Below are 15,044 nucleotides of genomic sequence, written 5' to 3' on the forward strand. Positions count from 1 at the left end.
TATGAAAAAGTTAAATCGAATCGTATTAGTAAATTGGTACCTTCTTGGTGCAGAAGAAATCAGTATCCGCGGTAATACTGCCATCATAGGACCAACCGGTTCAGGTAAATCTTCATTATTGGACGCCATTCAAACCGTTCTGACTGGTGCGAGCAAACGTCACCTTAACTACAACGCGAGTGCCAATGATGGCAAGGCCAGTGGTCGTAGTATTCGTTCTTATATTTTGGGGATGATTGATGCTGGCCAAGCCAATGCAAAAGCTTTTGGTACACAGCCAAGACAAGATGCGACGAGTTATCTTGCTCTTGTGTTCGAAGATAGCATTACAGGTAAAGAGTCTACTGTTGGCTTAGCGCTGAGCGCATCACTAGCCTCACCAGATGAAGATGTACTTGGTCGTTTTGTTCTGTCTAACTATGGCGTAAGAAAATCAGACTTTATTGATGCAATGGAAGGCAAAAGCTACAAAGCTAAGCCATGGATTGAAGTACGTGAGGCAATGAAAAAAGTCTGTCTAGACCCATATATCAAGTCAGGCAGTGCTTCAGCAACTCAGTATATTAATCGTTACCTTGAAGAACTTAGCCCCAGTGCAGATCATCTGATTACATTGGATAGCTTTCTTAAAAACTTTAAGAATGCGTTAAAATTTGTGCCTATTGCTTCTCCTACGCGATTTGTTCAAGACTTTGTTTTGGCTGAAGCGCCATTGCAGGTGGGTGCCTATCAGAAATCTTTGACTGAATACCGTCAACTAGAAGCAAAAACACTTGAAGTATCAAAGCGTATTGATGATTTAAAACTGATTCAACAAGACTGTGAAAAGAAACATCAACATGAGCAGAGTGCAATTAACTACCAATGGATTGCAACTGAGGCTCGCTTTGATGAGCTTGGCAGTAAGCAAGATGACATTCAAGATCAGTACGAACTTCAAAAAGAGCGTGAAGAAGAGATTGAAGAAGAATTAGCGACTCAAGCTAGCTTGCTTAAGCAATTGCAAGGTCAGTTGCTTCGATTTGAGCAGCAATATGAGCATTCCGATGTTGGTTTAAAATTGCAGCAGTTAGAGCAGAATAAGAAGTTGCTAACACTTCAAGGTCAGCAAGATCAGAAAGCTATTTTACAAGTTCGACAGTTAATTATCTTATTATCTGCGTTACATTCTTTTGAGGATTTACTTTCTAAAGAAGCGATCGCGCTGGTAAACGAGTTTTCCCAGTTTAGTCAATTGATCACAGAAGAAGGTCGCATAGAAGGCAACCTTAAGCCTCTCACTCAAAAGCTTGCTGAATTGAATGATCTTTTAGACAAAGAGAAGTCTCAGATATTTGCTCAACGATCTGAATTGAACCGCACAATTCTTAACTTAAAAGATGAATGCAAGCAATTAGAGTCAGATGTGTCTTCATTGAAAGGGGGAGTTAGTCCTCTTTCTCAGAATACAAAACGACTAATCGCTTTATTAAAAGACGCCAATATTGTTGCTACACCATTGAGTCATTTAGCCGAAGTGACGGACAGGAAGTGGCAAGACGCCATTGAAGGTTACCTTGGGGCTCAGCGTGAAGCTTTGATTGTAGAACCTGAAGATGCCGAAGAAGCCATTCGAATCTTCCGTGCTCACCGACGCCAATTAATGGGTTGTCGTGTTATTGATACAACTCAGACTCGACTTTGGCTAAATCGTGGTGATCACAATTCTGCTTTACGATTTATTCGTTGCAATAATGACCATGCGCAAGCTTATTTAAACCGTCGTCTTGGTGGTATCAAACCGGTAGACACTGAGCGTGAACTTCTTCGTGAAGACAGCGCTATGACAGCGGATGGCATGTTGAAGCTTGCTGGTACTATCTCTACGATCCGCTTTGTGCCTCATATGATGGTTGGTATTAATACCGAAGGCATGCGCGAATCAAGGGAAAAACAGCTTGCAAGTTTAAGTGGCGAGTTAATGAACTTCCTTAAAGCGGATCAACGCTTAGAGCAGACCGATACACTGCTTGGTCGAATAATGGTTAATAATCAATTCGATGCAGAGAGTATTGGTAATGCCAGCCATACGGTTACTCGTTTAACTCAAGAGCTAGAATCTGTAGAAGCAGAAATAGCCCAATTGCAAAAGCATGACGATACCGAGTTACAAGAACGAATAGAAGAGCTTAAAGCTCGTATCGCTAGCGTTGAACTTGATCAGAAGAAATTGGATCGTGAGCGCCAGCAGATCGCAGAGCAGTTTGGTGCTTTAAATACTCAAAAAAGCCAGTTGAGTTCTGCTTTGGCAGCCCTTGATGAAGAACGTAATCGCCTGACGTCCAATCCAAGATACGATGCCGAATTCGCCAGTGAGCGATATGCCTTGCTAGAAAGCAGTATGGTAAATGGTGCGGCTATATACAAAGAGGCCATTAGTCGTTCTGAAAAAGCCAGTGAAAAAGCACGTAGCTTTGATCAAAAAGTACGTAAAGAAGTGGCTGACCATTATGGTAAATATCATAATGCCAATTTAGATAATGATGTTCAGCTGGATTACTTAGAATCTAAGTTTGAAGAATTTGAGCATTATGTTTCTTACCAAATCGATGTGCTAAGCGAAACAGAGTTAGCCAAATACGCTAAACGAGCTGAGCTAGCTCGCAGAGAGGCTGAAGAAACCTTCCGTTCAGATTATGTATCTAAATTGAAAGACTCTCTTGATCAAGTGGCCCACATTATTCGTGAACTTAATCACAGCTTGAAGCGTCGACCATTTAACCAAGAAATTTATCAATTCCGCTATTATCCTAATGGTGATATGAAGGATATTTTGGACCTAGTTGAACGATTCAGTGCGCAAGATCAAGCGAATGTAGGTGGTTTATTCGATCCGCATTTAAACGATGACCCTGACCATTTGCGTGCAATCGAATCCATTCAAGAACTGATTTCAGATGAAGAGAAACAACAAGATCTCGCTGATTACAGAAAATTCTATAACTTTGAAGTCGATATTCTCGACGCGGATGGCAATAAGAAAACTACCCTTAGTCAGCGTATTCAAACAGGTTCAGGTGGTGAGCACCAAATTCCATTCTACTTAGCAATTGCGGCGGCCTTATCGACCACTTATCGCTTGCATGAAACAATGGAAGGCGAAATTGTGGGTGGTTTCTCATTGGCTATGTTTGATGAAGCCTTCAATAAGATCGATATGGTAAAAACGTCTACTTGTATGGGCTTCATGAAAGACATTGGGCTTCAAGTTATAGCAGCCGCACCCGATGATAAACGTGCCGTTATGGCCGCTAATATGGATACTATTATTAGTGTTTGGCGTGAAGGCGGTGCTGTATCGATTGATGTGGCTTACCCAAAAGAAAAAGGGCAAGTATTACTTAATGGACAATCTGAACAATTAGGTGCTCCGGTATAGCCGAGAACGATATGATTATACAAAATCAAATAGATCAACGTATCAAAGAACAACTGGATGTTCATCATATGACACTTGAAAATGAGAGTTATATGCATAATGTGCCTAAAGGAAGTGAGTCTCACTTTAAGCTTGTTCTTGTTAGTGATGCTTTTGAAGGTAAAAGGCTCGTTCAACGTCATCAGCTTGTTTATGGCGTGCTGCAAGAAGAAATGACGAAAATTCATGCTTTAGCTATGCACCTATATTCAATAAAAGAGTGGGGCGAGCGCAATGCGCTTGCTCCATTATCACCCAAATGCCATGGAGGCGAGTAGGGAAGCCCCCAAACTCGGTTTAGTAATGAGTATTTCAGTTCAAATTAATGATTCGCAAAAGATTGTCACAATTACCATTATTGGGAGTTTTGATTTCTCATTATTCAATGATTTTCGTGCCGCTTATTCTGACCTTTCAGAGGTCTATAATATCTATATCATTGATATGCAGATGGTGGAGTATCTTGATAGCGCAGCTCTTGGTATGTTGCTTAGCATGCGCAACGCTATTGATACTGAAAGTGAAATCCAGTTAAAAGGAGCGAATGACTTCATCAAAAATATTCTGATGATTTCTCGTTTCGATAAACGGTTTAATATTCAATAAGGCCAAACTGATGAAATTACTGTGTATCGACAGTGAACCAGTTTATCGCGAAATTATTTCATTAAGTGCAGAAAAAGAATCTGTAAGAGTGAAAACCGTCTCAACCTTTGAAGAGGCTATACTGGCATTTGTCGATTATGCCCCCGACATTGTCACTTTAGATATCATTGTTAAAGGAGGCTGTGGCCTTGAGTTGGTAAAAAAACTTAAAGCCCTTTCCGGTAGTCGTTTTGTTCCGATGATTTTTCTAGCCTCCCATACAGCTGATTCTATTATGAATAAATGCTTTAAGGCTGGTGCAGATGATTTCATACCAAAACCATTTAACGAAGTTTTGTTCAACATAAGGCTCAAAACACATATTCGCCATGTTGAGCTAATAAAAGAAATGTACCGAAAAAATAAGGCAATGACATATTACCAAACAATGATTGAGCGAGAGCATGAAATGGCCCATCATGTTCTAGACCATATTCAAACCCGTAGTGAAAAAAACTCTAATTATCTTGCTATAACAAGATTATCTGCGGCAAGTTTTAATGGCGATCTCGCTTTAGTTAAAACTCGATCAGACGGCGCCCGTTTGATCTTTGTTGGTGATTTTACTGGGCATGGACTTCCAGCCTCTATTGGTGCGTTACCTGTAATGCAGGCATTTTTTGACGCCGTTGATGATTTGTTATGCATTAATCGCTTGTCGGAACGAATAAATAGAATCCTTTTTAATATTCTCCCTGATTATATGTTTTGTGCGGGTTACATCATGCTTATTGAACAAGGAGGAGGGATTACTTATTGGGGCGGCGGTATGCCAAATGCTTACATTCGTAGATCATGTGGTGAAGTGGGCTTTTTAAAGTCAAATCATATGCCACTTGGCGTGTTACCTGAACATGAGTTTGAATCAGGTCTTCAAAGTAATAAATTGAATGCAGGTGACACGTTGGTTGTTGTTTCAGATGGTGTTTTAGAGCTAAAAAACTGTCGTGATGAAATGCTAGGCAATGATAAAGTTAAGGAATTGATTGCAAGTTCTTATAAGGAAGAGGACTTACTCATAGCGCAAAAATTAATAGAAGATAAACTTGCTAAATATCAAGGTAATTCAGTGCAACTCGATGACATTACTTTAGTTGCACTGAGAAGTTCTTGTCTTCAATAAATTTTTTGATAGAAGGGCTTAACTAGATTAAGACTTTTTACCACCTTTCTTTTTATTTTTACCATTCTTAGATTTCGATTGGGGTTTAGGAAAAGGACGCTTTTCAGGCTCAGTTCTGAGTACTAAGAACAAATCCGTCACCACTTCAGGTATTTGTGCAATGCAGGAATGAGTCAGCTTCTCACTTTTACGAATTTGCAAAACTTCTTCATCATCAAACAAATCAGATGCCACCATAATGGGTAAAAGAAGTTCTGCAACCACTTCTTCTTTATCGGATTCAAACCATTGACTCTCAGTGAAAAAAACACCTTCCATGAATCCTGTAGCCCATTCTTGAAGCTCACTTAACTCTTCAGGTGTTTCACCCATCTCAAGCTCACAAGGAATTATAAAGCCGTCTTCAGATTCAAGTTCTTTCTGAATATCTAGCATTAAGCGAGACAAATATTGCAGAATCTGCTTTTCTTGTTTGTCATTATCAAAGTTAGGCGTGTCTTCAAAAATAACCGGCAGCCATTTTTGTTCCGGTGTAGGCATAGGACAAATAGCCAATGCTGTTAGAAAGCCATGTGCCATAACAAAGTTTTGGCATTCCTCATGAACTTGATCTGACTCCAAAAATGTTTCTAACGTCTCTAACTCAAGATCATCAAGAGGTTGGTGTGCCATGCAATTGTTTCCCTAATACAAATTAAGTGAATGATTCTAGCGAAAAGAGGGCGAAAAATCGATGCAGAAACGCTGCTGTTAAGAGATAATTCGCAAATGAATTTAAAGAAGCAGATACTTTCTCAGTTAAAACATTCTTCATTCCGTCCATTGCAAGAAGAAGCGATTGACGCATTGTGTGCAGGTCAGGATGTCTTACTTGCGGCTCCTACGGGAGGAGGTAAGTCTTTAGCCTATCAAGCTGCAGGTTTGATGCGTGATGGTGTTGCGGTGGTTGTCAGTCCTTTGCTGTCTCTTATGTCACAACAAGTTGAAGAATTAAATAATAAAGGCATTCGGGCTCAATTTTTAAATTCTACGTTGAACCCAGGTGAACAAGATGACCTTATTTGGGCCTTACGGAATAAGCATATTGATTTGTTATATCTTTCTCCTGAAAAGCTTGTTCAATCATCGGTCATAGGTTTTCTTAGCAGTTTTGAAATTGCACTATTTGCAATTGATGAAGCGCATTGTATTTCTCAATGGGGGGATTTTTTTCGCCCTGAATATAGCCAATTAGGCCAATTGAGAGATTTCTTTCCAGAAGTGCCTATTATAGCCCTGACTGGAACCGTCGATAAAAAGACTATTACGGCAATTCAAACCTCATTAAAACTAAGGGATTGCCAAGTACTGCGTAATAGTTTCGATAGAACCAATATCAAAATTCAAATAGCGCAAAAAAGGAAAGCCAAACAACAAATCTTATACTTTCTGCATCATGAGGTCCCAGGAGAAACCGGCATTATTTATTGCCGTTCAAGAAAAAAGTCTGAAGAGTTTGCTTATTGGTTAAATAACCTCGGAATTGCTAGTTTAAGCTACCACGCCGCAATGTCTAACGAGGACAAGCAAAATAATCATGCCAAATTTGCTAATAAGCAAGGCACCGTTATGGTTGCAACAACAGCTTATGGAATGGGAATTGATGTTTCTCATGTTAGATTTGTTATACATCTAGATTTACCTAGTAGCCCAGAAGCCTATTTTCAGGAAATTGGTCGTGCTGGTCGTGATGGTAAAGCTGCTAAATCACTTCTTTTATATGGTTTGCAAGACATGCTTCAAGCACAACAATTCGCTGTCTTGCAGCCTAAAGACTCAGAGAAAGAGCATAAAAGCCTGATTAGCTTATTTCAAATACTGGAAGGGCGTGGTTGTCGTCGTCAGAATTTATTGTCCCACTTTGATGAAATCATTCCTGTTTGTAATTATTGCGATAGATGCCTTTCAAATAAGTCAGAGCAGAACATGACAATAGCCAGTCAAAAAATATTGTCACTGATTTATCATACAAAAGGTTTGCAACCGTTCTCTGTACTCATTCAAATTTTGCTCGGAAAAAAAACGAAACAGGTTTTAGCCATTAAAGCGGATACTATGTCCTTATTTGGCAAAGGAAAAGAACTTGGCGACACCCAATGGAAGTCTGTCATTCGTCACTTACTCGCTTTCGAGTATATACAGATTGGTTCTTCCAGTACTTTTTCTGTACATATCAATGAAAAGGCCCGCGGCGTTTTGCAGGGAAAAACACACGTCATAATTGCTAATGAGCAATATTATCCAATACTTAATGAAGACCAATTGACTGTAGATAAAGTCAGTTGGCATAAAATTCTTGCCTGGAAATATACCTATGGCTCTGTAGATTTAAGCGATAATCAACTGAGGTTGATTTGCCTGCATAAACCTAACTCGGTGGCATCGCTTAGTCGTCTCACAGGGTTGCCTAAGAAAAGTGTTGAAGCCTTTGCCGAACCTTTAATTGAAATGATTCATGAGGTAGATGCCTTATGCCCCTAATTACACCGGAAATGGAGTTTTCTAATAATCAAGTTGCTTTACAGCTTATTCAAGACAAAACTCAAGATTGTTTTGATAGAGCAGATGAGTTTTTCGCAACAAAGTTCAAGCGGGCTAGTTGTAATTTCAAACAAAAGGGAAGGGCTGCAGGCACTGCCCATTTACAAAAAAATGAACTGCGTTTTAATCACTTTATGTATCAGCAGGACCCTATCGAATTTCTAGAAACGGTTGTGCCGCATGAGGTAGCCCATCTTATTGTTTTTCAGATTTATGGTACGACAGTCAGGCCACATGGTAAGGAGTGGAAGGCAGTAATGCTTAAAGTATACGGCCTTAATCCCAGTAGAACTCATAACTTTGATGTACCAAAACCCAAAAATGTTTATCAATACCACTGCTCCTGTAAGAGCCATGAACTTAGCAAACTGCGTCACAATAAAGTTCAAAAGGGAGTCGAGTATATTTGTAAAGACTGTCGAAAAATTCTGCAATTGACGATTTAAAATACCTAGGTGCACACAAAGATTAATTCGATAACGTGTATTTCCCTCTGATATATGCCATTTTTGATGCGATTATCAGATGCTTATAGTAGTATAGGGCCGTTTTATTTATAGCGTACTTATGATGGATTTATCGACTCGACCTAAAGAAAAACTGGAGTTAAATAAGCTCCAAAAACGTCTTCGTAGATTGACTGGCCAGGCCATTTCTGACTTCAATATGATTGAAGAAGGTGACAAGGTAATGGTGTGTTTATCTGGCGGTAAAGATTCTTATACCATGCTTGAGATTTTACGGAATCTTCAGTCAAGCGCACCAATAAATTTCAGTATTGTTGCCGTTAACTTAGATCAAAAGCAGCCAGGCTTTCCAGAGCATATTTTGCCAGCTTATCTCAAAAAGATAGGGGTTGATTTTCATATCTTGGAACGAGACACTTACAGCATTGTTAAAGAGATAGTGCCTGAAGGCAAAACGACTTGTGGGTTATGCTCTCGTTTAAGAAGAGGTTCTTTGTACGGTTTTGCCGAAGAAATTGGAGCCACCAAAATTGCACTTGGTCATCATAGGGATGATATTCTTGAGACATTATTCTTAAATATGTTTTTTGGTGGAAAATTAAAATCAATGCCACCTAAATTATTAAGTGATGATGGTAAACATGTTGTCATTCGTCCTTTAGCTTATTGCAAAGAAGATGATATTGAAGCCTTTGCAACGATAAAAGAATATCCAATTATTCCTTGTAACCTTTGTGGCTCTCAAGAAAACCTACAAAGGCAAGTTGTTAAAGACATGTTGCAAAAATGGGAAAAAGAATTTCCTGGTCGAACTGAAACAATGTTTTCCGCTATTCAGAATGTCGTGCCATCGCATCTGGCCGACAATAATTTATTTAATTTTAAAGAATTAAAACAGTCACCTGATGCCTTTGATAGACTAAATATTATTTCATTATAGGATCATTAAAAATGAATTTGACTAATAAAGCACTATTGCTTACTGCTGGAATACTAGGATCATCATTGGTTAACGCGTCTACAGCCAGTGTTGCATTAACAAATGAAACCGTTAAAAGTGATGTTAACTTTAATATGGGGACGTTTGGTATTGGTGCAGGTGTTTCTTATGATAAGGACGAGAGTGTTACTGCTGCACATATTGAATTGGGAGTAGAAGATTCAGATACTAGTGGTCCGTTACAAGTAGGTCTTGGTGCGCGTTTGTATGGTATTGATGCTGACTTGGAGCCAGATGATGATATATCTGTAGCGCTTGCTTTGGGTGGCTGGTATCGTTATACACTTCCTGAAGCTAACCGTCTTAGTATCTTTGGCTCTTTGTATTATGCTCCAGAAGTATTGTCTTTTAAAAACTTAGATCACATGTATGTTTACGAGCTACGTGCAGAGTATATGACCATGCGAAATGCTAGGGCGTTTATTAGTTACGGTAAAACGACAGTTATTTATGAAGATGACAGCCGTAAAATAGCCAATAATGGGTTTTCTGTCGGCGCTAGTGTAGATTTCTAATATTTACATGAAAAGATAAAAAGGTGGCTCTTGCCACCTTTTTTAGGTCTATATTAATCCCCTTCGTAAGCACAAAGGCTAAAGACAGAAATATTACTGTCACTCAATTTTTGGCTTCCACCTAAGTCCGGAAGATCAATGATTGCAGCTACTTCTTTTATATTTGCACCTTGTTGAGTAAGTAGCTCAATTGCAGCGAAAAGGGTGCCACCAGTTGCAATCAAATCATCAAATAATAATACTTGGTCGCCAGCTTCAACCGCACCTTCTTGAATTTCTAACTCAGCTTCACCGTATTCCAGGGCATATTTCTGTGAGATTGTTTTGCCGGGAAGCTTGCCTTTTTTACGTACTAAAATTAGTGGTTTTTGCAGTTCGTAAGCCAGTACGGCTGCAATCAAAAAACCACGAGCATCAATACAAGCAATATGAGTAATGTCTGTGCCAATGTAACGATGTACATAGGCATCAACAACCATTCTCATCCCTTTTGGATCGCTGAAAATAGGGGTGATATCTCTGAAGCTAATACCTTTTTTTGGCCAGTCTTCTATTGTTTGTATGAGTGATTTAACGTAAAAATCGTCGTAAAGCATTACAGTATAGCCTCGTTGTATGAATCAAATGTGGGCGATTTTACCACAATCGCTAGCAACCCCAACGAGTTTTTGAATTTCTTCGAAATCAATTATTTCAATTTCTTTGCCATCAACATGGATTAGTTCATTTTTTTGAAAACGAGTGATAACCCTACTAACGGTTTCTACAGCTAAGCCTAAGTAATTACCAATTTCACCACGAGACATTGATAGTCTGAATGAGCTGGCAGAATAACCACGCTTTTTAAAGCGGCTGGATAAATTCAATAGAAAAGAGGCGACTTTCTCATCGGCATTCTTTTTGCCAAGCAATACCATCATTTGCTGATCATCCGATATTTTTCGACTCATTACTTTAAAAATCTGGTGCTTTAGTGATGGAATCTGAGAGGACAACTCTTCTAAGTGACTGAATGGGATTTCACAGACGGTAGTGGTTTCTAAAGCTTTGGCAGAAACAGGGTAGACGCTTGAATCTATACCACTAAGACCGACCAACTCACTAGGGCAATAAAAACCAGTGATTTGCTCCTCTCCAACAGAAGTGATGTTGAAGGTTTTTAGCGTGCCTGAACGAACAGCAAACACAGAGTCAAAAGGCTCTCCTTGTCTGAATAAAAACTCACCTTTCTTAAGTGGTTTTTTGCGCTCGATGATTTGATCTAATCTATTAATGTCTTCGTCAGCCAGTGCAATAGGAAGGCAGAGGGCGCTTAAACTACAGTTTTGGCATTGTGATGTAAGTGTACTGTTAAAACGTGACTGTGTGTGTGTCATTGACATGTTATCTCCCTGATCTCGATCTATATAACTTTTGAGTATTTTATGGCGCCATTGAGATATTTATCAAAAGCCATACAAATACAGCGTATTAATAATCTACCCTTTGGTGTGACTTGAATCGTGGTCTGCACTCCACTACGTTCAATTAATAACATCCCATCTTCCAACATGGGAGTTAGATTTTCCACTTCATTAGAGAAATAGTCAAAGAAATGAATATTAAATTTCTGTTCAATTGCGCTTGTGTTGAGCGCAAACTGCGAAATCAACGTCATTATAACTTGATGACGAATTCTATCATCTAGATCACTAATATATCCTTTCGCTATCGCTAATTGTCCCTTTTCTATGCGGCTTCTATATTCGGATAAGTCAGTATGGTTCTGTATGTAAACACCATTTAAGTCACTAATGGCTGAAACACCAAATGCAATCAGCTCAGTATCTGCATGAGTGGTATAACCTTGGAAATTACGTTGTAGTTGACCTTCTTGCTGAGCGATCACTAAGCTATCGGTTGGTTTTGCGAAGTGGTCCATACCTATGTATTCATAGCCGGCTGCAATCAAGTATTCAATACTCATTTTCAGTAAATCAAGTTTCAAACTTGAAATAGGTAAGCTGTCATCTGTGATGCGCTTTTGCGCGCGAAAACGATCAGGCAAATGAGCATAATTAAACAGCGAAATTCTATCTGGTGATAACTCAACTACTTGTGAAAGCGTTTTTTTAAAGCCTTCTATTGTTTGATACGGAAGCCCATAAATGAGATCAAAGTTAATTGACTTAATACCTAGCTCTCTAGCGTCATCGACTAGATTTCTGACCATGTCTACGGGTTGTATACGGTGAATGGCTTCTTGAACTTTGATGTCAAAATCTTGCACACCAATGCTGATACGGTTTATGCCTTTTTCTGTTAACAACTTAAGTTTAGGCTTGCTGATTTCTCTTGGGTCGATTTCAATGCTGTAGTCTTGGCTACCATCGTTAACTAGATTGAAATGCTGCTCAATAGTATTGAATAAGACTTCAAACAACTCTTCAGTTAAAAAGGTTGGGGTGCCTCCTCCAAAATGCAGTTGAGTTACTTTTCTTGTGTGATCAAGCATAAGACTTCTTAATCGCATTTCTTCACCAAGCAATTCCACATACTCAGTACCTTTTTCATACTGCTTAGTTACTATTTTATTGCAGGCACAGTAGTAGCAAAGATGGGCGCAGAATGGAATATGGAAATACAAGCTAATAGGGGCTTGTGAAGGCGTTAGCATTTTATCAATTAATGCAATTTTACTAATGCCGGAATTAAATTGTGGCGCTGTTGGGTAAGAAGTATAACGAGGCCCAGACAGGTCGTATTTAGCGATAAGTGAGGAGTCCCAGATCATGATGATGCGTTCCTATTAAATTTTCTAATAGTAGTCTACACGTTAGGTCTTGGATGTTTGCTGACACAGATCAAGAATTAGCATACTGCAAAGCAAAAGCGCTTAAGTATTAGTCGCTTCTAACCCTTTATCAAATCTGGTCTAATAGCCGTTTTGAATACAATCTAATGACTTCACTTCCTATATACTTTGCCCATGGTGCTGGTGCTGGCCACCACAATGATTTTTTACAAAAATTATCTAAGGCTATAGTCCAGCAACATTATGTTGTTACTCCTGTTACTTTCTCCTATATGCAACAGCAAGAAGTGTCAGGAAAAAAAAGGCCGCCCCCTAGGTTTAATACGTTGATTCCAGAATACGAGAGTTATATTCAGGATGAAAATGCCTGTATTGTGGCAGGCAAGTCCATGGGAGGGCGTGTAGCCACTCAATTGACTCATCATTCAATGGTCAAGGCTGTTATCTGCTTTGGCTTTCCTTTCCATCCAGCAGGAAAGTCAGAAAAACATAGACTTTCGTTTCTACAAGATATGAAGGTTCCATGCCTTATTATTCAAGGCACACGCGACCAACTTGGCTCATATGATTGGGTTAGTCGGCAAACACTCCCAGATAACGTGGATATTATTTGGGTCGAGGGTGCAGATCATGACTTTAAAACCTTAAAAAAATACAATAGAACGATTGATGACACTATTTTAGAGATTGCCAGCCATACTGACGCTTGGCTTAAAAAACACTTAGCTAGAGAGAAATTCTATGGAACACCAAGCCGTGCTTGATGCAACAGACTTACTTTGTCCAGAACCCGTCATGATGCTTCATGTTGAAATGCGTAAAATAGCGGCCAAAGATGTTTTAAAGGTCATTGCTACTGACCCGTCTACAACTAGAGACATTCCAAAATTTTGTCAATTCCTTGGTCATAAGCTCCTTAAGCAAGAGCAAAATGACAATATCTATTATTATTGGATCGAGAAAAAATAAGCTTAAAAAAGCCCAAACAGCCGTGTTGTTTGAGCTTTTCAAACTTATAGCAAGCTAAGCGTTAGGCGACTCTTAGCTTTTTGGGTTGGTTTCTTTGGCCTATGATTGCGCTTTCATAGAGGTAAGCAAAGCTTGAAAAAGTAATATCGATATCCAATCTTAACTGGCGCGCAATGTCATTTGATGAAATCAAACCACTAATGGCTTTGCTATGCTCATCAATGACCAATAAGTGTTGTAGTCGGTTGTTTCGTTGGCTAAATAAAAGTGATTCTATATCGGATTTTTTTAAAGAGGCATAAGACAAAGCAAGTAGGTCTTCTTTGCCTCTCATTAGGTCAGAAACCATTAATTCTGAGCGCTTAAAGCCATTAGCAACATGCTTGATGAATACATCTTCGGATAGGTCTTCAAGACTGACAACACCTATAAATTGGTTGTTGGTATCCACTACGATTTTCATTCGTACGTGTTCTTTGCGCATTAATTGAACAAGCTCATCAGCGCGTGTACTGGATTCTATAACGCGTGGTCCAGTAGTGCGAAAATCGGTAAAAACAGTTAATGCTGGAGAATAAAGGTTTATATCCTCGGTTGTAATAGGCCAAGTCAAATTACTCACATCTTTTGTTGAAACATAAGTTAAGGTTTTCATGATAATTCCTCGATATAAAAATGGATTGAATTTTGGCGATTTATATCGATGAAATTGGTGGTGCTCTTGGGTTGCCGTTGTTATCAGCGGCTGACGTGACTAGTAAGTGATGATTTGGAAAAAGAATGGAAATAGGAGGTGTTGTGGCTGCGTTGAGAGAAAAATACAAAGCAGCGTCATCGTCTACTTCGTTGTTTAAGTCAGCTAAGACAGAATCATCGCATAATTGCTCCAAGTTAGGTTCTAGCCATCTGAATTGATTCACTTCTTGAGCATTGGCGCGCTGAGATATCGTCAATAAAGACGAGGCTAACACGGCAATGATCACGAGTAATTGAATTTTCATAGCAACACCTAATCCCTGTTCTATGACTTTAAATATAGGCCTGCCACTTCATAAAGCCCAGTCTTTTTATAGAAATGCCTCTTTTTTTCACGATCATCCTCTTTGCCTAAGCATTGTGATTTTTTTCTATCAGATCATTGATGCCACAAAAAAGGCGACCTCTTTAAGAAGAGAAGTCGCCTTTTTTATATCAGTTGTCCCGTCCTGAAATAGGTTTACACCTAGGAGACCTATTATGGGGACATCAAGTAATACCAAGCGCAAGCGTACTCAACGTGACTACACAATGGGCTTTAAATTACAGATAGTGATGGCCGTCGAAAAAGGCGACATGACTTATAAGCAAGCTCAAAAAATCTATGGAATCCAAGGGCGATCAACGGTGCTGACTTGGCTTCGAAAACACGGCAAAATGGATTGGTCTACCAAAGTGAGGCTACCCATGTCTAAATCCCCGAAAGCCAAAGAGACACCTGCTCAAACAATCAAAAGA

At 39.3% G+C, this 15,044-nt stretch carries 17 protein-coding genes; 11 read left to right on the forward strand and 6 right to left on the reverse strand.

Annotation, left to right across the window (positions count from 1 at the left end; translation table 11 throughout):
- The first annotated feature begins 1 nt into the window (after nucleotide 1).
- From C0J08_RS11030 to C0J08_RS11045, 4 genes are read left to right on the forward strand one after another with little or no spacing between them, the layout of a single operon-like run.
- On the forward strand, nucleotides 2-3,418 hold the full coding sequence (locus C0J08_RS11030) for an SbcC/MukB-like Walker B domain-containing protein (protein WP_212656178.1): 3,417 nt from the start codon (nucleotides 2-4) through the stop codon (nucleotides 3,416-3,418).
- An 11-nt stretch (nucleotides 3,419-3,429) separates the two neighbouring features.
- Nucleotides 3,430-3,735: a BolA family protein gene (locus C0J08_RS11035; protein WP_212656179.1), complete on the forward strand. Its 306-nt coding sequence runs from the start codon at nucleotides 3,430-3,432 to the stop codon at nucleotides 3,733-3,735.
- Complete coding sequence (locus C0J08_RS11040; RefSeq protein WP_249344623.1) at nucleotides 3,692-4,063, forward strand: STAS domain-containing protein; 372 nt, start codon at nucleotides 3,692-3,694, stop codon at nucleotides 4,061-4,063. Before C0J08_RS11035 ends, C0J08_RS11040 begins: the two co-directional genes overlap by 44 nt.
- A gap of 10 nt (nucleotides 4,064-4,073) precedes the next feature.
- Complete coding sequence (locus C0J08_RS11045; RefSeq protein WP_212656180.1) at nucleotides 4,074-5,225, forward strand: fused response regulator/phosphatase; 1,152 nt, start codon at nucleotides 4,074-4,076, stop codon at nucleotides 5,223-5,225.
- 27 nt (nucleotides 5,226-5,252) lie between these two features.
- On the opposite strand, the gene C0J08_RS11050 is transcribed toward C0J08_RS11045, so the two are convergent.
- The gene (locus C0J08_RS11050; protein WP_212656181.1) at nucleotides 5,253-5,897 is read right to left on the reverse strand and encodes a YecA/YgfB family protein; all 645 of its coding nucleotides are present in this window, start codon (nucleotides 5,895-5,897) and stop codon (nucleotides 5,253-5,255) included.
- 96 nt (nucleotides 5,898-5,993) lie between these two features.
- Here C0J08_RS11050 and C0J08_RS11055 point away from each other — a divergent pair, with 96 nt between their 5' ends.
- The 4 genes from C0J08_RS11055 to C0J08_RS11070 all read left to right on the forward strand — a co-directional run bounded on the left by C0J08_RS11055 (nucleotide 5,994) and on the right by C0J08_RS11070 (nucleotide 9,787).
- The gene (locus C0J08_RS11055) at nucleotides 5,994-7,745 is read left to right on the forward strand and encodes a RecQ family ATP-dependent DNA helicase (protein ID WP_212656182.1); all 1,752 of its coding nucleotides are present in this window, start codon (nucleotides 5,994-5,996) and stop codon (nucleotides 7,743-7,745) included.
- Nucleotides 7,736-8,251 (forward strand): SprT family zinc-dependent metalloprotease, encoded by a 516-nt coding sequence (locus tag C0J08_RS11060; RefSeq protein ID WP_212656183.1) that lies wholly within the window; start codon nucleotides 7,736-7,738, stop codon nucleotides 8,249-8,251. Before C0J08_RS11055 ends, C0J08_RS11060 begins: the two co-directional genes overlap by 10 nt.
- Nucleotides 8,252-8,372: 121 nt before the next feature.
- A complete protein-coding gene (ttcA, locus tag C0J08_RS11065) occupies nucleotides 8,373-9,212 on the forward strand; it encodes a tRNA 2-thiocytidine(32) synthetase TtcA (protein ID WP_212656184.1) in 840 nt (279 codons plus the stop codon).
- A gap of 11 nt (nucleotides 9,213-9,223) precedes the next feature.
- On the forward strand, nucleotides 9,224-9,787 hold the full coding sequence (locus C0J08_RS11070; protein WP_212656185.1) for a YfaZ family outer membrane protein: 564 nt from the start codon (nucleotides 9,224-9,226) through the stop codon (nucleotides 9,785-9,787).
- Between the two features lie 53 nt (nucleotides 9,788-9,840).
- Here the strand turns inward: C0J08_RS11070 and C0J08_RS11075 are convergent, their stop codons facing one another.
- Genes C0J08_RS11075 through hemN form a run of 3 tightly spaced genes read right to left on the reverse strand, consistent with a single transcriptional unit; the run spans nucleotide 9,841 to nucleotide 12,560 of the window.
- Nucleotides 9,841-10,383, reverse strand: a complete 543-nt coding sequence (locus tag C0J08_RS11075; RefSeq protein WP_212656186.1) for an adenine phosphoribosyltransferase — start codon at nucleotides 10,381-10,383, stop codon at nucleotides 9,841-9,843.
- Between the two features lie 24 nt (nucleotides 10,384-10,407).
- Complete coding sequence (gene fnr, locus C0J08_RS11080; protein WP_212656187.1) at nucleotides 10,408-11,169, reverse strand: fumarate/nitrate reduction transcriptional regulator Fnr; 762 nt, start codon at nucleotides 11,167-11,169, stop codon at nucleotides 10,408-10,410.
- Between the two features lie 20 nt (nucleotides 11,170-11,189).
- Nucleotides 11,190-12,560, reverse strand: a complete 1,371-nt coding sequence (gene hemN / locus C0J08_RS11085; protein WP_212656188.1) for an oxygen-independent coproporphyrinogen III oxidase — start codon at nucleotides 12,558-12,560, stop codon at nucleotides 11,190-11,192.
- A gap of 167 nt (nucleotides 12,561-12,727) precedes the next feature.
- Between hemN and C0J08_RS11090 the strand changes: the two genes are divergently transcribed.
- Entirely contained in the window at nucleotides 12,728-13,345 is a 618-nt protein-coding gene (locus tag C0J08_RS11090; protein ID WP_212656189.1) for an alpha/beta family hydrolase, read from the forward strand.
- Nucleotides 13,323-13,550 carry a sulfurtransferase TusA gene (gene tusA / locus C0J08_RS11095; RefSeq protein ID WP_212656190.1) on the forward strand — a complete coding sequence of 76 codons (228 nt, stop codon included), beginning with the start codon at nucleotides 13,323-13,325 and terminating at the stop codon, nucleotides 13,548-13,550. The genes C0J08_RS11090 and tusA overlap by 23 nt, the downstream gene beginning before the upstream one ends.
- 61 nt (nucleotides 13,551-13,611) lie before the next feature.
- On the opposite strand, the gene C0J08_RS11100 is transcribed toward tusA, so the two are convergent.
- Together C0J08_RS11100 and C0J08_RS11105 are read right to left on the reverse strand one after the other, a co-directional pair.
- Complete coding sequence (locus tag C0J08_RS11100) at nucleotides 13,612-14,205, reverse strand: CBS domain-containing protein (RefSeq protein ID WP_212656191.1); 594 nt, start codon at nucleotides 14,203-14,205, stop codon at nucleotides 13,612-13,614.
- Nucleotides 14,206-14,245: 40 nt separating this feature from the next.
- Nucleotides 14,246-14,551: a hypothetical protein gene (locus C0J08_RS11105; protein WP_212656192.1), complete on the reverse strand. Its 306-nt coding sequence runs from the start codon at nucleotides 14,549-14,551 to the stop codon at nucleotides 14,246-14,248.
- A gap of 235 nt (nucleotides 14,552-14,786) precedes the next feature.
- Here C0J08_RS11105 and C0J08_RS11110 point away from each other — a divergent pair.
- Nucleotides 14,787-15,044: helix-turn-helix domain-containing protein (locus tag C0J08_RS11110; protein WP_212652675.1), on the forward strand; the 258-nt coding region annotated here is incomplete at its 3' end.

Source organism: Marinomonas sp. CT5 (assembly GCF_018336975.1).
GTDB lineage: Bacteria > Pseudomonadota > Gammaproteobacteria > Pseudomonadales > Marinomonadaceae > Marinomonas.